Below are 21,146 nucleotides of genomic sequence, written 5' to 3'. Positions count from 1 at the left end.
CCGGACAGTCAGCGGCGAGGCTGGGGAGCACCCGGAAGTCTCCGCCCCCGAAGCTTGCGGATGACCCTCGCCACCAAGGTGGCCGCTAGGCCCGGCTGGCCTCGCTGTGGTTCGCTCTTTGCGGCGGCGGGCTGCCCTCGACGCCGAGGTGGCGAATCTCCATCGGCAGGTTGGCGACCGGCTCGGCGTCGGCGACATTCAGGATCCACTCGCTGCGGCCGTCCGGATAGCGTGCCAGCAGCTCGAAGCCGAGTTTCCGGTAATGCCCCTCGACGAGCTGGTTGCGCCCGCTCGGGCGGTAGCTGCCGACCAGCCGGGCAATGCCATAGCGCCGGGCCGCGACCAGCAGTTCCTGGAGCACCGCCTCTTCGACCCGGCGGCCGAGCACGCGGCAGCTCATCAGCCAGGTGTCGATCTGCCACTCGCTGCCGGCGCGGCGGCAGATGACGACGCTGATCATGCCGTTGTCGCCGAAGGAGTCGGCGAGGCGGATCTGCCAGGCCAGGCAATCGGGGTCGCCCTCCAGCTCGGCAACCTCGGCCTCGCTGTAGCGCCAGGTGGTCAGATTGAACTGGTTCGACTTGCTGATCAGTTGGGCGATACGCGCCCGGCCGGTGGCCTCGAAGGGCTGGATGGTCAGCGTCATGTCGAGCGAGGCGAGGTAGCCTTCGACATCGCCCGCCCGCTGCTGGAGGGCGATGCGCCGGGCGTTGTCCTGGTAGAAATCGGCGCGCTGGCGATCCTCGGCGGAAAAGGTGACGGCTTCGAAATAGCCGCCAGCGAGCAGGGTACGGACATAAAGCGCCGGGTCATCGGGCAGTTCGGGCACCGCCACCTGGGGCAGCAGTTGCCGGATCAGGCCGCGCTCGACCGGGTTGTCGTCGAGGAAGGTCATGGCGTCGAGGCCCAGCGAGAGCGCCTCGGCAATCGCCTTGATGTTGGTCGCCTTGTCGTTCCAGTTGGCCTGGAAGATGGCGATGTGATCTTCGCGGAGCAGCATTTCCGGATGCTCGCGGAAGGGCCGGCGGGCGATTTCGTCGGTGTTCTTGGACGAGACGGCGAGCACCACGCCGCGTTCGCGCAGGTGCAGCGCCGTCTGCTGCACCGCCAGGTGGGCCTCGCCGGTCGGATCGCCGGGGCCGATGATGATGCCCTCCAGGCCGTCGTCGCCGATCACCCCGCCCCACACCGTGTTGTCGAGATCGAGGATCAGGCAGCGCCGGCTCTTGCCGCGCAGCGCCGCGAGCAGCCGACAGGCATGGTCGGCGTAGAGCGGCAGGAAGTTGCTGGCGAACGGCAGCTTGGCCATGTGCCACAGGGTCGGCGCATGCCAGTCGGCGAGGCCGACGGTTTCGGCCAGGCCGGCGACGTCGAAGAGCAGGTCGTTGCTCGCCGCCACCCGTTCGGCGAGGCCACGGTTGATCGCGTCGATCAGGCTGCGCAAGGTGCCCGGAAGCACCAGATCGAGGCTGCCGAAATGCGTTTCGACCGGCCGGGCCAGGGTTTGCAGGATGCAGACAGTCTTGCCGTTGGCGTGCAGGCCGTTGCGGATGCGGTCGATGTGGTCGAGCGCCGCCGCCACCGTGCGTTGCGCCACCTCGGCATCGCCCGGCGTGGCGCGCAGCGGCAGTCCGCGGTAGTCGAGGGCGAGCAGCACGGCGTCGGGACGGGCGAGGTTGAGCGGCGAGTCGGCGGCCAGGGCCTCCTGCATCGCCTGGTCGAAACCGGCCTCGATGCAGTCGAGCGCGATGCCGTGGCGGGCGGCGGTCGCCACCAGGGCCGGGACCAGGAAGTGAGAAGTGGCGTTACTCACGATGCCGAGCCGGAAAGGCACCAGGGGGGCCAGCGCCCTGCCCTCCTGGCGCGCCTGTTCGATGCTCCGGGAAAGCCGGGTGAGCTGGTTCTCGTCCAGCCCGAAGCCGGCCAGGGCCTGCAGTTGCTTGCCGAGCTCGGCATCGTCGGCGGGCAGCGCCCGGCACAGGGCGGCGAATTCCTTGGGTGGCGTGGGCAGCCAGGCCAGGGTCGAATATAAAGTTTGGCTCATTGTCGGTTTACCTCCGTCAGGATTTGCGCCGCCACGTCTTGTGGCGTCTGGAAAGGAGTCTTTTCGCGCTGCTGCGCCAGAAAGCGTTCGTCGAAAGCGGCCAGCATCGGCGTTTCGGTGTAGCCGGGGCGCACCGAGCGCACCCGCAGCCAGGGATAGTCGGCGGCGAGCACGGCGAGCAGGCCGGCCATGCCGTACTTGGCAATGACGTAGGCGCCCATTCCCGAGGCGGCGCCGCTCCCGGCCTCGCCCATCGCCCGGCTCAGGATGCCGATCACCACGCCGTCCTTGTAGGGCCGCCAGCACTGGCGGACGAGGCCGGCGAGCAGGCGTTGCGGGCCGATGACATTGACCTGCAACTGGGCTTGGAGGTCAGCCGCCTCGATCTTGCCGAAGGGGGCCAGAGTGAGCGGCGGCGAACCGGCGAGCACGGCGCCGGCCAGGCGCCCCTCGGCGCCAGCCAACTCGGCCAGCGCCCGGTCGATCGAAGCGTCCGAAGCGAGATCGAGGGCCAGCGCCTGGCCGCCAGTGCGCGCGGCGACCGCTTCGGCGGCGTCCGCCGCCCGGTGGTAGCCGACGACCGGGACATAGCCGGCGGCGGCCAGCGCCTCGCAGGTGGCGGCACCGATGCCGCCCGCGCCGCCGGAGACCAGAAAGCGTTCACGGCCTGACAAGCAGCACCTCCGCTTCGCCCTTGGCGAGCAGGGTTTCCCCGGCGCGCAGCGTGAGCTTGAGCAGCACCATGCCGGTCGCCGCCGACAGTCGCTCGACGACGGCTTCGACCCGCGCCGCCTGTCCGACGTAGAGCGGATGGCGAAATTGCAGCGTGAGGCCGGTCCACACGCTGTCGCGGCCGGGCAGGCGCATGCCGATCAGTTGCGAAATCTTGGCGACGAGCAGCGCGCCATGGACGACGACGTCGTCGAAGCCTTTGCTGCGGGCAAAGTCGGCGTCGACGTGGAGCGGGTTGCAGTCGCAGGAGAGGGCGGCGAATTGCTGCAATTCCTCGGCGCTGACCACGAAATCGACGCCGTCGGCGGCTCCTTCCGCCAGCTCGCCCCAGGCGATGGCGCGGCTTTCCGCTGCCATCACAGCTTGCTGACGATCAGTTCGGCGAATTCGCCAACGTTCTTCAGGCGGCCGACCTGCGCCGCCGAGAAGCTCATCCCGAAGGCGCGCTCGATCGAGACCACCAGGCGGATGTGATTCAGGCTGTCCCACTCCTCGACATCGGCCGCCGTCAGCTCCGGCGTCACTTCCAGGCCGTCGTCGTCGAAGATGTCGCGGAAGATCTCGGTCAGCTTGGTGTAGATCTGCATCAGGTTGTAATCGGATTTCATTTCAGGCTCCTTTTCAATCGTCAAAAATTGCTGTCAAGTTCGGCGTTCAGCGCAGAGCGAGCGTTCCGGGCACATCGTTCAGGGCGCCGGCGAGGCGCGTCGCCCAGCGTTCGGCGACGCGCGGCTTGGGGTGCACCTCGTCGGAAAAATCCTCCGGCCGGTCGGCATCGCTCAGGCTCAGGAAGGCGACGCCCTCCGTCCCGGCCAGTTGCTGCTGGAGCGCCGCCCAGTGCCGGCGGTAACTCGCCTCATAAGGCGAGGCGCCGGCATGCCAGCGCGGCAAGGGCAGGTCGACGAGCAGCACCCGCCCGCCGCTGGCGCGGATGGTGGCTATGGTGTGCACCAGGGTGGCGAAGGGCGCCGCCTCGAGGCGACCGCTGCCGCCCATGTAGTCTTCCCAGAACGCCAGGTACTGGCCCTGGCGCTCGGCGCCGGGCACCGTCGCCTGGTCGGCCGGCGCGGCGACAGCGCGGGCCGGGCGCAGCGCCTTGCCGGCGTCGCGCGCCAGGCGGTCGACGAGCAGGAAAGGCTTGATCAGCGTCACGCCGGCGTCGAGCCAGCGCGGCGGCAGCAGCGCCACCGGTCCGTCGTCGGTGCGCCGGTAGAAGCCGTAGCGGTAGCGCTCGATGTCGAGGTCGGTGTCGCCGGGATGACGATCAGGCGTGTACCAGCGCGCCCGGTCGTCGGCGAACAGGCCATACCAGGCACCGATCACGAACAGGTTGTGGCGCTGCGCCGCCGGACTCTGCACTTCGAGCACCAGGTCCACCATCTGGCGGACCTCGGTCAGGTTGGCGCCGCCGATCGCCAGGTTATGCACCGTCGCCCCCGGCACCAGTTCCTGCAGGCGGGCCGGGCGGAAACCGGCGAGCACGTTGGAGGCGCCGAGCAGGATCGCCTTGTCGTCGGCTCTGTCGAGCCGGCTGCGGCTCAGGAAGGCGTATTTCGGCTCGGTCATGAACGGCGAACGGACGGCCGCGGCGGTATCGAGATTGGCCTCGCCGGGCAGCGGCATGGCCGGCACGGCGATGGCGAGAGCCAGTCCGTAGAGCAGGAGCAGGAAGAAGAGCAGGATCGCCGCCTGGCGCAGGATGAGTTTCATGGTCAGAAGGCCCGGTAGACGAACTCGGGCGCCTTGTGGAAGAAGGAGGAGGCCATCAGGACCAGCAGCACCTGCGCGGCGAGCGCGGCATTGCGGCCGACGAAGCCGGCCGGGCTGGCTGTCGACACCGCCAGGCCGGCGCCGGCCCGGCGCAGCGTGGCCATGACTAAGTCGAGGACCGGCAAGACCAGGGCACCGGCCACAGCGATCAGCGCGAAGCTGGCGGCGACGCCGGCCGCGCCGAGCGTGCGCAGCAGACCGCCGAATTGGGCCAGATCGACCCACAGGCAGACCAGGGCCAGGGCGAAATAGGCGAAGGTGGCGCCGCGACAGAGGCCGCGATACACAGGCTGTTCGGCCAGCGCCCGATAGCCGGCCTTGCCCAGGCGCCGGGTCATGGCCAGTTGCCACAGCTTGTTGACGGCGGCACCGCCGCCGAGCAACAGGCCGTAGGCGACGAAGACCGCGGTCGTGCCATGCCACAGACCCATCACCAGGAAGGTCACGAAGAAGGCCAGGACGCCCAGCCAGGGCATTACCGCCGGCGCCCGGAAACGCCCGGCCAGGGCCTTGAGCAGCGGGTTGAACAGGTAGGTCTTGAACCACTCGGAGAGCGTGATGTGCCAGCGCGTCCAGAAATCGAGGAAGTTGCGGGCGGCGAAGGGCTGACGAAAATTCTCCGGCAGGTTCTGGCCGAGCAGGCTGCCGAGGCCGATCACGATGTCCATGTAGCCGGAGAAGTTGAAGTACAGGTAAAGGGTGTAGACCACCGCCGCGGCGCTGAAGGCGATCGCGAAGCGCGCCCCGGGCAGCGCCTCGGCGGCGAGCAGCGGCGGCGCGATCTGGCCGAAGACGTAGTTGAGGCCGGCCGAGATCACCGCCACCTTGAGAAAGCCGCGCACCACCCGGGCAAAGGCGGCGAACACCCGGGCCTCGTCGAGCCCCGCCGGCTGGTCGTCGGTGGCAGCGAAATCCTGATAGCGCTGAATCGGCCCGGAAACGAAGCAGAGGAAATTGCAGCTGTAGTTGAAGTAGCGCAGCGGGCTGATCGCCGCCGGCAACTCGCCGGTCTGCGCGTCGACCATCAGGTGGATCAGGCGGAACAGGACATAAGACAGGCCCATGGTCAGGTAGGGAAAAGGCAGTTCGAGGAGGCCATCGAGGAAGGCGAAGCGCTTGAGGACGACGAAGGCGGCGATGGTTGCCACCAGGCAGAGGACCAAGCCCCAGCCCGGCCCGTGCCGCAGCCACCGCACCGCGGGATAGCCGAGGGCGACGAAGATCAGCAGCGGCGCCAGGGCCGGCGCCGCGCTCACCTGGCTGGCGATGAAGATGGCGTTGGCGGCGGCGAACACCCATTGCCGGTAGCCCGCCGAACGGCCGAGGTGGAAGGCGACGACGACGGCGGCGACGAAGCAGAGGAAGGTCAGTGAAGTGATGGCCATGTTGCGTCCCGCTGCCGCCTCAGAAGGCTCGGACGTCCCGGAAGACCAGGCCGATGGTGCGCAGGATGATGCGCAGATCGAGCCCGAGCGACCAGTTGCGCAGGTATTCCAGGTCGCACTCGATGCGGCCGCGCATGTGTTCCAGATCGTCGCCGCCGCGGTAGCCGTTGACCTGGGCCCAGCCGGTGATGCCCGGGCGCACCTTGTGGCGCACCATGTAGCCGGGAATCAGCTTGCGGTACTGCTCATTGACGGCAATCGCGTGCGGCCGCGGGCCGACGATGCTCATCCGCCCCTGCAGGACGTTGATGAATTGCGGCAGCTCATCGAGCGAACCCTTGCGGATCAGGGCGCCGAACGGCGGGACGCGGGGGTCGCCGCGGGTGACCTGGGTGTAGCTCTTGTCGCCGTCCTCGGTGACGGTCATCGAGCGGAACTTGTAGACCACCACCTCGCGGCCGTCCAGGCCGTAGCGCCGCTGCTTGAAGAAGGCCGGCCCGGGCGACATCAGCTTGACGCCGACCGCGACGACGAGCAGCAGGGGCGCGATCAGGATCAGGATCAGCGTGGCGAGCACGATGTCGCTGGCCCGTTTCAGGAAGCCATTGATGCCGGTGAATGGCGTTTCGCAGACCGCCACGATCGGCGTCTCGCCGATGCAGTCGACCCGGCCCTGAATGAGGTCGGTGACGAACAGGTCGGGCACGAAGTAGATCGAGGCCGTGGTGTCCTTGAGGTCGTCGAGCAGGGTCAGCATGCGCGACTGCTCGCCGAGTGGCAGCGCCAGGTAGATCTGGTCGACGCGGTGGCTCTTGGCGTAGTCGACCAATTCGCTGAGCGATCCGAGGTCGCGCTCCGAGTCGCGGCCCTGGTAGTCGCTGTCGAGGCGCGAGCCGTTGCGATCGTCGAAATAGCCGAGAAAGCGCACGCCGAGCGCAGTATCGTTGGCGAAGCTGTGGGCCAGCCGCTGGCTGGTGGCGTTATAGCCGGCGATCACCGCCCGCCGCTGGTTGCGCTCGAGGGCGAGGACGCCGGGGACGATCCGCCGCGCCAGGACATTGGCGGCGACCAGGGCGAGCGGTGTCACGGCCAGCCAGATGAGGATCGCCGGGCGCGTGAAGAAGGCGACGTAGCCGCTGCCATAGGCGAAGAGCGCCAGTAGCGAGACCAGGAACAACCAGCCGACCACGGTCTTGCGGACCATCGTCGAGGCCGCCCCGTCGAGATGAAAACGCCCGGGAAAGGTCAGCGAAAACACCGCCAGGCCGAGGATATTGTAGGCCGGATCGAGGCCGCCCGGCGTCGGTTCGCTGGCAATGGCGGCGATGAACAGGATGACCACCGCCAGTAGCGGCGGCACGAAGGCCTCGACCAGATTGACCATCGGATAGATCCGTCGCGACAGGTGCCCGGGCGAGGACAGGCGGATGTAGTGGGGAATCGTTGCCGTATTCATGTCATACCTTGCTGATGGGGATTTAACGGGGAATGGGGTATCGGGGCCGGCGGGGCAGCCGGATTGGCGGCGGCCGGCAGAAGTTCGCCGTAGGAACAGAAGCGGGCGCGGCGGTACTGGGCATGGCGGCGCAGGAAACGCCGCATCTCGTCCTGGCATTCCTGTTTGAAGGTCGGCGGCCGGGTGACGGTGATGGTCTCGCTGTCCACGATGCCCATCTTGTAGCCGCAGGCCGACTGCGTCAGCTGGACGTAGCCCCAGCCCCAGTAGTTGTAGTCGTCCTCGATCAGCGCCCGGAAAGCCGGCCAGGCGCGGGCGTCGAAGACGGTGATGAAAACCTCGATGACATCGACCAGGCGCCCGACCCGGCCCGGCTGCCGGAACATGATGGCGTGCGGGCTGTGCGAGCGGGCGGAGAGCGCCGGCGACGCCATGTCGAGCCGGTTGTGATCCATGATCGCGGCGAAGCGCGGCCAGCAGAAATCGTCGATATCGACATCCTCGATGCCGAGCACGATGTAGTCGTAGGCGCTGCAGCGTTCCGGCGTCAGGTATTTCTTGAAGTACTGATAGACGATGCCCGGTTCGTGGATGAAGGTGCAGCGGCTGAAGATCGGCTCGTCGAAGCGGCAGCCGTCGTAGACGAAGATCAGGTAGTCGAAATCGTCGTCGCCCAGGCGGTCGATCAGCTTGGCCAGCAATTCCTTGCCGGAAGCGCCGATCGGCGCGGCGTACAGCGCCTTGCCGCGGCGCAGCGGCGGTGGTGATGAAGCCAGATCGGCATCGCGGCGGGCGACCCAGCGCCGCAGCAGGGCCTGCTGGCGCCGGCGCAGGAGCGTCGAGCGCAGCGTTTTGGCGAAGTCGAGGGCGCGGCGCAGCATGTCAGGTCCCCCGCTTTACGGTCTGCCGGGCAAAGGCCAGCAGTTCGCGGACCAGGTCGCGATTCAGCAGCCAGAGCACGACGCCGTAGGTAACGGCACCGAGGCCGACCATCAGCGCCAGGCGCAGCGCCGGATCGAGGGCGGCCAGCAGATAGACCTTGGCGCCAACAACGACGGCCGCCATCGCCGCCGCGGCCAGGGCCGGGTGAACGGCGCCGGCCAGTTGCCCGGCGACGCTCAGGCCGGTTACCCGGCGCAGCAGCCAGAGATCGATGCCCAGCCCGAGGACCAGCCGCGAGGCCCAGACCGCCGCCGCAGCCTCGAGCGAGAAGCGGCCGACCAGCAGCATGCCGGCGACGACGTAGGCGATCTGCAGCAGCAAGGCGATGCTGGGCAGCAGCGGATGGCCGGTGGCATTGTAGATGGGCACCGAAAACAGGCGCGGGAAAAACTGGAAAGTCAGCAAGGCGAGCAGCGCGACAAAGGGCGCGGCCCCCAGCCAGCGGGCGCCGAAGACGATCTCGACCACTTCGTAGGAACAGACGGCGAGGCCGGCGAACAGCGGGTACATCAAGGCGGTGGTGAGGCGGACGGCGGCGCTGAAAGTGCGCCGGATGTCTGCCCGGCTGCCCTGCAGGCTGGCGAAGATGGGCAGGGCGAGCTGGGCGACGGCGCTGCCGACGATGTCGCGCAGCATGTCGACGGCGCGGAAGGCCAGGCTCAGGAGGCCGGCGGCCTGGGCGCCGAGGAAGGCGGCGACGCCGATCATGAAGAAGCGCTGGGTGGACAGGCCGGCCAGGTTGAAGAAGGCGGCGGCCACGCCGAAGCGCGTCATTTCTCCGAGTTCCGGCCGGGACAGGCCGAAACGCGGGCGTTCCGGGGCCATCAGCCAGAGCACCAGGGTGGCGAGCAGGGTCATGCTGACCTGCTGGGCGACCAGGCTCCACACGCCGGCCCCGGACACCGCCAGGGCGATGCCGATGACCGCCGAACCGCCGCGCCCGATCGTCGAGCGCAGGGCCAGGGTGCGGAACTGCAGGTGCCGACGCTGCAACGCGACGAGGGCGCTGCCACAGCCGGAGGCGACCAGGCCGAGGCTCATCCAGCGCAGCACCGGGCCGACCTCGGGCTGGCCGATGAGCGTCGCGAAGCGGTCGGCGAGCAGCCAGCAGGCGCCGGTGAGCAGCACGCCGATCAGCAGCGAGGCGGAAAAGGCCGAATTGACGTGGCGCGCGGTCGCCTCGCGGGTGCGGATCAGGGCATCGTGGAAGAGCATTTCGACCGGCACGTTGAGCAACTGGACGATGCCGATGGCGACGGCGGCAATGCCGAATTCCGCCGCCGACAGGTAGCGCGAGAAGAAAATCAGGGCGATGAAGGACAGCCCGGACAGGCCGAAGCTTTCGAGCAGCGTCCAGCGCAGCGAGCGGGCGGCCGTAGCGCGCACGGCGCCCTGGCTGGCCGGCGGCTCAGCTGGCACGTATGCCGGGATGCCGCTCAAACCACTGCCCGGCATAGTGGCCAAGCTTTCCGTAGGAGTTATCATCGAATACCACTTTCTTGCCGAGCAGGGCTCCGAAAATCATGCCGTGCAGGCGGTTGGTGCGGACTTCGCCATAGGGCTCGAAATGCGCCTGCATGCGTGCGGTCAGCCGCTCGCAGTAGGCGTACCAAGCCTGCCAGGCGCCGAGCCGCATGTCGGTTTCGCCCTCCAGGCGGTGCAGGCGGAGGATCAGGCCGAACAGGCGGCGCTGCCAGACCGGCACGAAATCCATCCAGTCTACCGCCCCGCCCTCGCCCGCTGCGCCCGCCGGTGCGGTAGCTTCGATGTCGGCGCGCCACAATTCGACGCGGCCGGCACCCAGGCCGGACGGCGCCTCGTCGTCCCAGAGCTGGTGCGCCATGTCCGGCATGAGCAGGACCTGCGGCGAGAACCGGTCGGCCACCGCCTCCAGCGAACGCTGGTCGCGGACCATGAGCACCAGGTTGCGGTGTTGCCGGAAAATCGCCGCCGATAGCTCCTTGGCCCGCTCCGACTGGAAATGCACGGTCTGCGGCATGAGCACGATGGGGTGCTGCGGAAATTGGCGGACGACGGCCTCGCGAAAGTGCTGGTGCACCGGGTAGAGGTCGCCGAAATTGCCGCCGCCGTGGAGCACGATCACCGCCTCGGCGGGCACCGCCCGGCGCGCCGAGGCGGTGAAGTTCATGTAGCCGGCGCGCTCGACGACGCGGTAGCCGTAGTCGGCGAAGAAGCGCTCGGTGCCGCGCATGATCAGGATGTCGCCGAAATTGAGATGGACCGGGTAGTCGAGATAGACCACCGGCCGCTCCGGCGGCAGGTAGCGGGTAATCGCCGCCAGCTTGTGCTTGAGTTCGTTCATCGGGGCGTTCATCGTCGGCTCCGCTCAGCCCTGGTGCGGCAGGCGCACGAACTGCCGGCGGATCTTGGCGAGCAGCGGCTCCTGGCGCGTCGGTTCGCACTGGCGGATGTAGCGCCAGGTCTCGTGGCTCAGCGCATAGGTCGGCGCGGCTGCCTGGTCCAGGGTCTCGCGCCGGTAAGCCCGGCACATGCCGACCGCGTCGCCGACGCCGCGCAGCGCGGCCAGCCCGATGCCGTTGCGCCAGCCACGAAGGGCGAAGGCGGCGGCGCCGACCGCCAGGCGCGGCAGCGACGTGCCGAACTTGTAGGCCGAGTACAGGCTGTTGCGCACGGTGTAGTAGTAGCGCCCCTTGCCCCACATCACCCGGTGCTCGGGCGACACCTTGTGGCGGATGCCGACCGCCGGCACGTAGGCGATGCGGTAGCCGGCATTGAGCATCCGGTAGCTGAGGTCGAGTTCCTCGCCGCAGAAGAACAGGCGGTCGTCGTAGGCGCCCACCGCGGCGAAGACGTGGCGGCGCAGGGCGTGGCCGGCGCCGATGAAGCGCGTCGCCGGGAAGCCGGTGTCGGGCCGGCATTCCGGCGGGTAGTCCCAGGAAGTGGCGTCGTTCTCGCCGGTGAAGTAGTTGTCGATCCTAAAGCCGATGGCGCACAACTCGGGATGGGCGTCGAGATGGGCGACGGCGGTGGCCAGGGCGTGGCGGTCGGCGAACACGGCATCGCTGTCGAGGGCGACGATGATGGGCGCACTGCCCATCTCCGAGGCGATGTTGCGGCCACCGGCAACGCCGCTATTGAAGCCGAGCTTCTCGAGCGTCGCGTTCGGCACGTCGGCCAGGTAGGCCTCGAGCCGGCGCAGGTTGTCGGCTTCGCTGCCCTGGTCGACGATCAGGATGCGCTGACGCACGCCCTCCTGCTCGGCGGCGCTGGCGATGGCGGCGATGGTGTCCTCGGGGCGGTTCCAGGACAGGATGATGACGTCGACCTGGACGTCGGGGGCTGGGTTCATGATGCACCTCGCTGGTAGGCCCGGATGTAGTCGATTTCGTACAGTCCGGGGAAGGGAGTGGTCTGGTCCGGGTCGGGAATCCAGTTCGGGTCGTGGCTGCCCAGGGCCAGGTTGGCGAGCAGGTACATGTCCTCGTGGATGCCGTGCGGGCCGTATTCGAAGCTCTTGATGCCGTCGATGAAGTAGACGATGTTGTCGCGCGTCCACTCCATGCCGTAGATGTGAAAGCCGTCGCTGGTGTCGATGATCCCGTCGACCCACATGCCGGCGGCGGTGGTCGCGCTGCGCGGCTTTTCGATGGCGCCGTGCTTGATGGCGTAGGGCCGCGTGCCGGAAGCCTCGAAGACGTCGACCTCGGGCGGCCAGGCGGCACGCTTGGGGAGCAGCCAGAAAGCCGGCCAGAAACCCTTGCCACGGGGCAGCCGGGCCCGCATTTCGAAATAGCCGTAGGTCTGCCAGTGGGTCAGTTCGCTGGTGATGCAGCCCGAGGTGTAGGCGCGGTTCCAGAGGTAGGGCGCGACGGCCGGAGCGGTGCGTTCGGCGCGGATCTCGAGGATGCCGTCGCGGATGGCGAAGGGCTGCACGCGCAGCGGCTGTTGGGCGGTGCCGGCAAACTGCGGGTCCATGTAGATCTGCTTTTCCTGGTTGATCGCCGTCCGCCGCTCGTGCCGGTAGCGGCTGCGCCAGGCCGGCGCGCCGGGGCGGCCGCCGGTGGCGTTCTCGTTGATGCGGCCGAGGTCGGGGTCGTCGAAATCATCGCCAAAGACCAGGTGGTAGGCGGCGGGAACGAAGTTCGGGCGGAGGGCGCGGGCGACGGCGACGACCTCGCCGTCGAGGGTGAGCTGGGCCACGACCCGGCCGAGCGGGCGCCGGCCGTCGGCCAGCATGCCGAGGCGCGCCTGCGCCCCGCAGGCGAGGGGCAGCGGAGAGGTCTGCAGCGCCGCCCGCAGGACCAGGGATTCGGGCGTTGTGCCGGTGAACAACTGGACCCCGGCCGCACTCCATTCGAGGCGAACCACAGTGTCGGCGGTGACGTCCCCGAAACCGGCCAGGACGACGCGGCCGACCCGGCCGACGAGCCAGCCGCTGTTGGAATATTCCAGGCGCAGGCCGCCGTCGTCGCCGCGCGCATCGAGGATCACCCCGCCGCGCCGGCCGCCGTCCGGCAGCACGATGGTCAGCCGGCCGGCCGCCGCGTTCAGCGGCGCCGCCGGAAAAGTCACCTCGTCGGCCGCGCGCTGGCCGGCCGCGCCGCTGGTGGCGATGAAGGAGCTGGCCTCGTTGCCCGTTTCGAGCTGGGCGCCCCAGATCAGCACGCCGTTCAGGGTCAGCGGCGTGCGCGCCGGCAGGTAGGGCGTGGGCGGCTTCAGCGCGTAAATGGCGGGGGCTGCCGTGACCGCAGCGAAAGGTTCGTTCCACAGCACGGCAAAGCGCTTGGCCCCGGTGTCGCGGGCCTGCAGATTGAGAGCCAAGCTGTAGCGGCGCCACTCGGGGCCGACCTCGACGACGGCATTGACGTTGTTGAAGGTCGTGAAATCGAGCAGGCGCAGGCGCCACGTCCCACGGCCGGCGACACTGCGCAGCCAGACCGAGGCGCTGGCGAACTCGCCGCTCCCACCAAGGGCCACGCTCGCTTCGCAGAGGCTGCCGCTCTTCGGCTCCGGGCGGACGATGCAAAAGACCTGGCTGCTGCCGTCCGGCGCCAGGTCGGTGCTGGCGGCGACGATCACGCCGCCACCGGCGGCCCAGCCCGGGCGGTCCGGCCGCGAGGCGTTGGCGATCAGGTTGCTGGCGGCACCCTCGATCAGCAGGCCGAGCGGCGCCCGCGGCGCAGCGGGAAACGCGGCGCGTGCGCCGGCAGGGTGCGCAGCTGCGCCCCGTCGGCCAGGCTGGCCGGGCTGGCCCGCCGGTAGCTGACGGCGGACGGCAGGCTGCCGCGAAAATCGAGGGCCAGCGTCGGGCTGGCTGCCCACGTGGCGACCGGCGTCAGCAGGCAGCCGCCGAGCAGCGCGCCGCTGCCCTGCAGGAAGCTGCGCCGGCTCAAGACCGCCGGCTCGGGCAGGCCCAATAGCCGCTTCATGCGGAAATCGTCCGTTCGAGCCGGCGCCGGCGCTGGCGCAGGCCCCACTTGGCGAGGGCGTAGAGCGGCGGGCGCAGGGTTTCGCGATAGACGGCGAAGACGGCGAAGGCCGCTTCCGCCACCCAGCGCGGCGCGCGCAGCCCGACCCGGGCGGAATAGACGGCGTAGTACTTGCCGAAGAAATAGTGGGTGTAGTAGATCGACCAGTAGATGCGGCGGGCGGTCTGCGTCCGCTGCCCGCCCGTGCGCACCTGGGCCGGCGGCAGGTGGACGCTGTGGCAGTCGTTGCTGGCGACCACGTCGTAGCCGTGGACGTAGAGGTTCATCTGGAAGTCCGACTCCTCGCGATAGCCGTTGCCGCGGGCGTAGTGCGGGTCGTAGGGAAAGCGCTGGAGCAGGTACTTGTGGGTCAGGATGACGGCGTTGGTCAGCGGCAGCCGGATGTCGCCGTTGAAGCGCGCGCCATTGACGTATTCGCAGAGCAGCGGGCGGAAGGGCTTGCCCGCACGCAGGCCGTGGCCGAAGCGCTGCAGGGCGCCGAGCGGCGTCTCGCCGTTTTCCATGTATACCCGGCGGCCGGATACCGCGCCGACCCCGGGCGTCTGCAGTTTCTGCAGGCAGGTCTTGGCGTAGCCGGCTTCGAGATACTCGTCATCGTCGCAGAACAGGATCAGCTGGTTGCTGCTTGCCGCGACCCCGGTATTGCGCGCCTGGGCGGCGCCCAGCCGGGTCGCGTGGCGCAGGATCACGGTGCTTACCGCGGGATAGCTGGCGGCGATCCGTTCGAGCACCTGCGGCGTGTCGTCGCTGCCGCCATCGATCACGAAAATGATTTCGCTGATCCCGTCCTGGACGAAATAGCTGGGGGCGACCCGGCGCAGGGTGTGGGCGCGGTCGCGGGTGGGAACGATCAGGGTAATCATCGGGCCTCCATTCGGTAGTCGGTTGCCGAAGTGGCCGGGGTGGCCCCGGCGCGCACCTGCTGGCAGGCGGTGATGGCGTCGCGCAAGGCGCCGCCGCGGTCGCGCCAGCGGTAAAGCTGGCCGGCCGCCGCGAAGGCGCCCTGCTGCATGGCGTTGAGTTCGTCCAGGCGATCGATGTGGGCGACGATGGCGTCCACCAGCGTCGCCAGATCGGAGCGGCACAGCAACTGGCTGCGGATGCCGGCCGGCAGGCCGGCGGCGGCGCTGGCGATGGTGGCCACCGGCAGCCGGCCGAAGATGTAGTCGAGGAACTTGAGCTTGAAGCCGCCGCCGATCACTTCCGGCACCACGGCCAGCCGGGCGCGCGCGAAATACGGGGCGACGTCATCGACAAAGCCGTGGAAGACGGTGGCCTTGAGCTGCGGCTCGAGTTCGGCGCGCAGCGCCTCCGGCAGGTCGCCGATGACGTCGAAGATGATGCCGTGGCGATGAAAGGCATCGTCAGCGAGGGCCAGGAACTGGCGCAGGTTCTCCTGTTTCACCACCCAGCGGAAGGAGCCGATGAGCACGACGCGCTTCGGGCAGTCGGCGGCGATCACCCGCGCCGGCTGCGATCCACCCGAATAGCCGGGGGTCAGGACGACGCCCGAGCGGCCCGGCGCCAGGTCGGCGAAGGCCAGCGCATCCTCGCGGCTGATCGCCGTCGTCAGATCGACATGGTGCAGGACGAAACGCTCGAGGGCAGCGACCTTGAGCCAGTTTTGCCAGAGGGCGAGCCTTTTCAGCGGTCCGCCCCGGCTGTTGCGGACCATGTCGCGCCAGAGCACGCCTTCCTGGTTGTGCGCGACATGGACCAGCACCGGGCGGGCGGCCGGCGGGCGGGTTGCGAGATAGCGCTCGAGGGCCCAGCCCGAGCCGTAGCTGTCGAAGACGATGGCATCCCAGCTTTCCTCCAGGCAGGCGGCAAGGGCCTGGCGGAAGGCCGCCGTGTCGTGGATGGCGGCGGCGATCGGCAGTTGGCTGAACAGCGCCCGACCCGGGCTGCGCTTGGCGCCGGCGACCGGCAGCCAGCGCACCGGCGAGTCGGGCGGCGGCGCGCCGGCGGCCGCCGCAAAGCCGAGAAAGGTCACCGCCACGCCGGCCTCGGCCAGCGCCGTGGCGAGGCTGGCCGAATAGATCTTGTCGCCGGCATCCGCCGGAAAAGGCTGGTCGCGAGCTATCCACAGGCATTTCATTGTTCGACCTCTTCGAGCGGCAGTGGCTGGCGGACGGACGCCGCCGGCGTCCACGTCTGGAAGCGTTCGCCGCGCAGCGAGCGCCAGACGCCGAGGCCGACCGCGGTGAGGACGGCGAGGATGTCGAAGATCTGGGCGAAGGGCTTGAGCGGAAAACGGTAGCCGATGCCCAGCGCTAGCCCGAGCAGGCCGGCCAGAACGGCGGCCGCCACGCCCTGCCCGGCGAGCACCAGGGCCAGCTCGAAACTGGCGAAGGCGAGCACCAGCAGGTAGATGCACAGCCAGCGCAACAGCTTGTGCGACAGGTATTTGTACAGGCTCAGGCCGTCGAGCCGGCGCAGGCGCGGCCAGAGCAGGCGGTGCACATTGAAGGCCTGGCAGGCGATGCGCTGCTTGCGGCGGAATTCCTCGCCGGGCGAGGTGGCCGACTTCTCGTAGGCGCGGACGTCGGTGGCCTGGACGATGCGGTAGCCGGCGCAGAGGATGCGGAACGAGACGTACATGTCGTCGATGATGTGTTCCGGCGGCGCGTGGTGCAGGTGGTGGCGGATGGCGAACAGCGAGCCATCGGCGCCCATCACCGAGCCGGTCTCCCCTTCCAGGCGCTTGATCGCTTCCTCGAAGCGCCAGTACAGCGAACCGGTGGCGGCGGTGACCGAGTCTTCGCCATTGACGTAGATCAGGTTGCCGCAGACGCAGCCGACGCCGGGGTCGGCAAAATGGCGGCGCAGCGCCGGCAGGGCGCCGGCATCGAGCATCACGTTGGCGTCGGTGAACACGATGATCGAGGCCGTCGCCCGCGCCACCAGGCTGTTCATGCCCGCCGTCTTGCCGCGGCGCTCGGCCGAGACCTGGAGCGTGATGCGGTCGGCGTAGGAACTGAGGATTTCGGCCGTGCGGTCGGTGGCGGCGTCGACATGGACGAGAATCTCTAGCCCCGGCTCCTGCTCGCGCAGGGCCAGCAGATTGGCGATCTTGGCCGCGATCACCGCCTCTTCGTTGTAGGCGCACATGCAGATCGCGAAACTCGGGGCGGCGACCGGCTCGGCCAGCGGCGCCGGGGCGGCCGGCGGCCGGCGCAGCAGGCGCAGGCCATAGAGCGACAGCGGGTAGGTGACGAATGGGTGGAGGGCAAGCAGCAGGCAAACGCCAGCCAGGTAGAGAAAAGCTTCTGACATATTCATGCTCCGTCGGGCAATAAGGATTTCTGGGGGGATTTCTGGCCGGGCGGCCGGGCGTCGCCCTCCCCCGTCTGCGAGGTCCATACCAGCAGGCTGAGGGCCAGGCCGTGGAAGAAGGGAACGAACGGGCCGTTGAGAAGCAGGGTCAGCGCCACCGCCAGCCGGACGATGGCCGGCGCGGTCGAGCGGAAGACGCAGTAGAAGATGAAGGCGAAGTAAAGGGCCGCGCCGAGCAGGCCGTACTCGAAAACCATCTTGAACAGCGTCATCTCGGCGACCGGGAAAGGCATGCGCAGGGCGTAGCCGGGAAAGGCCCCGGCGCCGTAGCCGAACAGCGCCTTCAACGGATCGGGCCAGAGATACTGCTCGAAGACATGGAAGCCGGCGATGAAGCGGGCGTGGGCGCTGGAGCGCACCGAGCCGAACTCGCCGAGGCGCCCGGTCAGCTTGTCGAGATCGAGGGTGCTGCCGAGCGCCACGGCCAGCAGCGCCGCGCCGAGGATCAGCCAGAGCAGCCCCCAGTGCCGGCGCGTGATCAGGATCAGCGGTCCGCAGATGGCGAGCAGGATGACCCCGGTGCCGGAGTAGGAGAGCAGCAGCGCCAGCCCGAACAGCGCCACGCGCAGCAGGCGGTTGCTGGTCAGCAGTTCGACGACGATGGCGACCGCCATGAACTGGCTGAAGAATGAGGGCTCGGCGAAGAAGATGCCGTTGACGCGAAAGGCGGTCTCGCCGTAGGCGATCGGCGCCTGCATGTTGAAGCCCTTGATCAGGAAGGCCTCGGGTACGAAGTTCTCGATCGGGAAGGCAAAGCGCGGGCCGATCGCCAGTTGCAGGCCGTACTGGGCGATGCCGGCGAGCGCCAGGACGGTGGCCAGCCCGAGGAAAAAACGCAGGGCCGGCGTCGTGCCGTCGTTCGGCCGCGGCAGGTGGAAGACATAGGCGACATAGAGCGTCACCAGCAAGAGCATCGAATTGAGCGAGAAAGGATCGCCGCGGAAGACCTGGACGGCGCCGATGCAGCCGATGAAGACCAGAAAGAAGGCGAGCCGGCCGCTGTCCAGGCGCAGATGGCCGAGTACCACACCGAGCCCGAGGGCGAGCAGGATGAAGAGATAGGCGATGCTCAGCGACTGAGCGGCGAAAGGCGGCACCGACAACTTGGCGAACAGCGTGCTGGCGAGCAGCGGTGTATACAGCAGCAGGCCCGCCAGCCAGCCGCTGCCGGCCGCAGCCGGGGCGGCCGCAGCGAGGCGGCCGGCAAGAGGAAGGGGAATCGCCGTCATCGCCGGGCCACCATCAGAAGGCGTTGACCACCGCGCCAAGCAGGTTGTCGAGGCCCCGAGTCAATGCTGCCGTCTCGGCGATGGTGGCGACATTCGGTCGACTGACCAGAATCGCGGCGCCGGCATGGGCGGCAATGATCTGCGCATCGGCCAGTGCCGCCGACGGGGTATCGATCAGCACGACATCGAAAGCCCGCGTCGCCTGCGCCAGGAAGGTGGCGAGCGCCGGTCGGGAGAGCAGTTCGCGCGGATTCGGCGGGGTCGGGCCGGCGGTCAGCACGGCCAGGCCGCCCAGCCGCGGAATTGGCACCGCCGCCTGCAGTCCGGCCAGGCCGCTGAGCACCGAGGACAGTCCGATCCGGTTGTCGAGGTTGAACAGACCATGCTGGCGGGGGTGGAGCAGATCGGCGTCGACCAGCAGTGTGCGCTGGCCAAGCTGGGCAAACAGTACCGCCAGATTGGCGACGATCAGACTTTTGCCTTCGCCGCGCCGGGCGCTGACCACGGCCAGGCTCTTGCGTACTGGTTCGCGCCCCATCCAGTGCAGCATGAGCTGCGAACGCACGTCGCGCAGCCCTTCGACCAGCGGCTGTTGCGAGCCGAAGGCCGCCAGCACCTCGGGCGAGACGGCGCTATCGCCGGCTGGAAGGCAACTGTATTCGAACTGGCGAGCGAGGCCGAACAGGATGTCCTCGGCGTCGAGAATACCCAATTGCCGCGCCGCCTCGCCGAAGCGCAGGCCCTGCTGCTTCTGCAGCTGGACGACAAGCCCGGCCTGCTGCAGGCTCAGGCGTCCGGCATCGATCAGGATGGCGCCGAGCGAACGCGTCGGCGCCGGAAAATCTTTTACGGTATGGGCTTCATTCATATCCATGGCGGAATCTCGGCAGGCAAAGGCCCGTTGCTGGTGAGCAAAACGGCAACTAGACCGAACGGGCGGTCAGGCGCTTGGCCTCGGCGCCCGACGAGTTGTCGCGCAAGCGGGCGAATTGGCCGGTAATCACGTTGATCGGGCAAACCGCCGGGGCGAGCGCCCCCTGGCGGGCAGCACGGCCAGCACCGGGATGTCGAGCAGTTCTGACAGGTCGCTGGCGCTGCGCAGCCGCCGGTTCAGGTGTTCGCGCAGCAGCGCCAGGCCCATGCCGAGCAAAGCGCCGAAGACGAAGGAGAGCGCGGTGTTTAGGGCGACCTTCGGACTCGACGGGCCGGACGGCTCGCTGGCCACTGTCAGCATCGCGACATTGGTCTGCGGCATCTGGCTCTCGAGACCGGTTTGCGCCAGGCGCTGAGTCACCATGTCGTAGTCTCGCTGGGCCTGTTCGACGTCGCGCTGCAGCACTGCGACGCTGTCGCGCTGGGCGCGCAGGGCGAGCACTTTCTGTTTCTGGGCACCGAGGGCGCCGCTAATTTCGGTTTCGCGGGAGACATTCATGCGGTCGGCGGCACCGAGGGAGCCGGCGATGCGGCTGGTTTCACTGGCGATCTGGGCGCGCAGGGCGGCGACCCTGGTCGCCATATCGATGTATTCGGGATGGGTCTCTTGCAGACGTAGCGCCAACTGCTGGCGCTGACCCTCGAGATCGGCCAGCTTGGCCTTCAGGTTCTGGATCAGGCTGTTGCCGACGACTTCGGGCAGGATGTCGGCGGCGCCGGCCTGGCTGTGGCGCCCCCGGGTCACCGCACGCTGGCCCTGGACTTCGACCAGCTGGGTCGACAGTTCGCTGAGGCGGGCGGTCTCGACATCGAGCTTTTCGTCGGCGACGACGATCTGGTTCGACTGCTGGTAGGCCGACAGCTTCTGTTGCGCCGCTTCCAGCTTGTCGCGGAAGGAGCGGGTGCGCTCGCCGAACCATTGGCTGTATTGGCTTGCCGAACCGACCTTCAGTTCGAGGTTGGTATCGATGTAGGCCTGGGCGAAGGCGTTGGCGACCGCCGCCGCGGTCTGCGCATCGCCGGCCGTATAGGCAATGGAAATGACGTTGCTTTCATGGGTCGGCATGACCTTGAGATGGTGCCGCATCGGTGCCGCCAGCCAGGCCTGCAGCGAACCCCGGCCGTTGGTCTGGTCGAGCCACTGGCCCCGCAATTCGGGGTCCTGGTCGAGCTTGAGCAAGGCGACGGCGCGTTGCGCCACACGATCGGAGAGGATGATGTCCACCTGGGTCGACATCACGGCCGATGCCGCAGTGACCGGCTGGACCACGCCGAGAACCGGGTCGGCCGGGCGGGAATCGACCACCACGGCGGCTTCGGCGGTGTATTTTCGCGGCAGCAGCAGGTTGGCCGCCAAGCTCAGCAGCATCACGCCGAGCAGGACGCCCGCCACCAGTTTCCAGCGGCCGCGCAGGACCAGGAAGAAGCGTTGCAGGCTCATCGCGGCGACCGCCCTACAACGTCCGGCCCAGGCGCAGCAGCGAAATCACGCCGAGCATGCCGAGCGTGGACAGCGCCAGGGCCGAGGTTTTCGCCGCGCCAACCGGCAGCGCCGGCTCGCTTTCGGCTGCTGCCCGGCGTGACCGGCCATCGCCGGTGCCGGACAGGCCATGCTGGAGCTGGCGCGCGACGATCAGGCCGGGCCAGGTGTTCTGGTAGCTGACGGCGACCGCCGGGTTCGCGGTGCTGCCGGAAGGCGACGCGGCGGCGGCAATAACCGTGGAATTAACCGGTGCCGCACCGGCCTCGGACATTAGGAAACTCAGCACCAGGATCGGCAGGACTTTCGCGATCTGTAGTCTCATGATTGCACCTCGTTGAAAGTCGACGAGTGCCACCATAGGGCTT

The 21,146-nt window shown here is 68.6% G+C and carries 20 protein-coding genes; all 20 read right to left on the bottom strand.

Features of this window, described 5'->3' with window-relative positions; genetic code table 11:
- Window positions 1-85: 85 nt before the first annotated feature.
- The 20 genes from NQE15_RS10635 to NQE15_RS10540 all read right to left on the bottom strand — a co-directional run bounded on the left by NQE15_RS10635 (window position 86) and on the right by NQE15_RS10540 (window position 21,103).
- A complete protein-coding gene (locus tag NQE15_RS10635; RefSeq protein WP_265949565.1) occupies window positions 86-2,044 on the bottom strand; it encodes an HAD-IIIC family phosphatase in 1,959 nt (652 codons plus the stop codon).
- Window positions 2,041-2,718, bottom strand: a complete 678-nt coding sequence (locus NQE15_RS10630) for an SDR family oxidoreductase (protein ID WP_265949563.1) — start codon at window positions 2,716-2,718, stop codon at window positions 2,041-2,043. The genes NQE15_RS10635 and NQE15_RS10630 overlap by 4 nt, the downstream gene beginning before the upstream one ends.
- Window positions 2,705-3,133: a MaoC/PaaZ C-terminal domain-containing protein gene (locus tag NQE15_RS10625; RefSeq protein WP_265949561.1), complete on the bottom strand. Its 429-nt coding sequence runs from the start codon at window positions 3,131-3,133 to the stop codon at window positions 2,705-2,707. Before NQE15_RS10625 ends, NQE15_RS10630 begins: the two co-directional genes overlap by 14 nt.
- Window positions 3,133-3,384, bottom strand: a complete 252-nt coding sequence (locus NQE15_RS10620; protein WP_265949559.1) for an acyl carrier protein — start codon at window positions 3,382-3,384, stop codon at window positions 3,133-3,135. The genes NQE15_RS10625 and NQE15_RS10620 overlap by 1 nt, the downstream gene beginning before the upstream one ends.
- Window positions 3,385-3,430: 46 nt before the next feature.
- On the bottom strand, window positions 3,431-4,486 hold the full coding sequence (locus NQE15_RS10615; RefSeq protein ID WP_265949556.1) for a hypothetical protein: 1,056 nt from the start codon (window positions 4,484-4,486) through the stop codon (window positions 3,431-3,433).
- Between the two features lie 2 nt (window positions 4,487-4,488).
- On the bottom strand, window positions 4,489-5,931 hold the full coding sequence (locus NQE15_RS10610; protein WP_265949554.1) for an MBOAT family O-acyltransferase: 1,443 nt from the start codon (window positions 5,929-5,931) through the stop codon (window positions 4,489-4,491).
- A gap of 19 nt (window positions 5,932-5,950) precedes the next feature.
- Window positions 5,951-7,387: an undecaprenyl-phosphate glucose phosphotransferase gene (locus NQE15_RS10605; protein WP_265949552.1), complete on the bottom strand. Its 1,437-nt coding sequence runs from the start codon at window positions 7,385-7,387 to the stop codon at window positions 5,951-5,953.
- Complete coding sequence (locus NQE15_RS10600) at window positions 7,384-8,268, bottom strand: DUF707 domain-containing protein (RefSeq protein ID WP_265949550.1); 885 nt, start codon at window positions 8,266-8,268, stop codon at window positions 7,384-7,386. Before NQE15_RS10600 ends, NQE15_RS10605 begins: the two co-directional genes overlap by 4 nt.
- 1 nt (window position 8,269) lies before the next feature.
- Window positions 8,270-9,784 carry a lipopolysaccharide biosynthesis protein gene (locus tag NQE15_RS10595; protein ID WP_265950236.1) on the bottom strand — a complete coding sequence of 505 codons (1,515 nt, stop codon included), beginning with the start codon at window positions 9,782-9,784 and terminating at the stop codon, window positions 8,270-8,272.
- A complete protein-coding gene (locus NQE15_RS10590; protein ID WP_265949548.1) occupies window positions 9,738-10,664 on the bottom strand; it encodes a polysaccharide pyruvyl transferase family protein in 927 nt (308 codons plus the stop codon). The genes NQE15_RS10595 and NQE15_RS10590 overlap by 47 nt, the downstream gene beginning before the upstream one ends.
- Before the next feature lie 12 nt (window positions 10,665-10,676).
- Window positions 10,677-11,660 carry a glycosyltransferase family 2 protein gene (locus NQE15_RS10585; RefSeq protein WP_265949545.1) on the bottom strand — a complete coding sequence of 328 codons (984 nt, stop codon included), beginning with the start codon at window positions 11,658-11,660 and terminating at the stop codon, window positions 10,677-10,679.
- Window positions 11,657-13,441 (bottom strand): phage head spike fiber domain-containing protein, encoded by a 1,785-nt coding sequence (locus NQE15_RS10580; RefSeq protein WP_416336539.1) that lies wholly within the window; start codon window positions 13,439-13,441, stop codon window positions 11,657-11,659. The genes NQE15_RS10585 and NQE15_RS10580 overlap by 4 nt, the downstream gene beginning before the upstream one ends.
- A 23-nt stretch (window positions 13,442-13,464) precedes the next feature.
- Window positions 13,465-13,740 carry a twin-arginine translocation signal domain-containing protein gene (locus tag NQE15_RS10575; RefSeq protein ID WP_265949540.1) on the bottom strand — a complete coding sequence of 92 codons (276 nt, stop codon included), beginning with the start codon at window positions 13,738-13,740 and terminating at the stop codon, window positions 13,465-13,467.
- Window positions 13,737-14,663, bottom strand: a complete 927-nt coding sequence (locus tag NQE15_RS10570; RefSeq protein ID WP_265949538.1) for a glycosyltransferase family 2 protein — start codon at window positions 14,661-14,663, stop codon at window positions 13,737-13,739. Before NQE15_RS10570 ends, NQE15_RS10575 begins: the two co-directional genes overlap by 4 nt.
- Window positions 14,660-15,898, bottom strand: a complete 1,239-nt coding sequence (locus NQE15_RS10565) for a glycosyltransferase (protein ID WP_265949535.1) — start codon at window positions 15,896-15,898, stop codon at window positions 14,660-14,662. The genes NQE15_RS10570 and NQE15_RS10565 overlap by 4 nt, the downstream gene beginning before the upstream one ends.
- Window positions 15,895-17,076: a glycosyltransferase gene (locus NQE15_RS10560; RefSeq protein WP_265949532.1), complete on the bottom strand. Its 1,182-nt coding sequence runs from the start codon at window positions 17,074-17,076 to the stop codon at window positions 15,895-15,897. Before NQE15_RS10560 ends, NQE15_RS10565 begins: the two co-directional genes overlap by 4 nt.
- Window positions 17,077-17,078: 2 nt before the next feature.
- Complete coding sequence (locus NQE15_RS10555; RefSeq protein WP_265949530.1) at window positions 17,079-18,365, bottom strand: hypothetical protein; 1,287 nt, start codon at window positions 18,363-18,365, stop codon at window positions 17,079-17,081.
- Between the two features lie 13 nt (window positions 18,366-18,378).
- Window positions 18,379-19,239: a polysaccharide biosynthesis tyrosine autokinase gene (locus NQE15_RS10550; protein WP_265949528.1), complete on the bottom strand. Its 861-nt coding sequence runs from the start codon at window positions 19,237-19,239 to the stop codon at window positions 18,379-18,381.
- A gap of 126 nt (window positions 19,240-19,365) precedes the next feature.
- Window positions 19,366-20,739, bottom strand: coding sequence for a chain length determinant protein EpsF (epsF, locus tag NQE15_RS10545; protein WP_265949526.1), 1,374 nt, complete (start codon window positions 20,737-20,739; stop codon window positions 19,366-19,368).
- A 13-nt stretch (window positions 20,740-20,752) separates the two neighbouring features.
- Window positions 20,753-21,103 (bottom strand): hypothetical protein, encoded by a 351-nt coding sequence (locus NQE15_RS10540; RefSeq protein ID WP_265949524.1) that lies wholly within the window; start codon window positions 21,101-21,103, stop codon window positions 20,753-20,755.
- Between the last annotated feature and the right edge of the window lie 43 nt (window positions 21,104-21,146).

Origin of the sequence: Dechloromonas sp. A34 (assembly GCF_026261605.1) — a bacterium.
GTDB lineage: Bacteria > Pseudomonadota > Gammaproteobacteria > Burkholderiales > Rhodocyclaceae > Azonexus.
The sequence above is the reverse complement of the archived record's forward strand: the minus strand, read 5'-3'. Positions and strand labels throughout refer to the sequence as shown.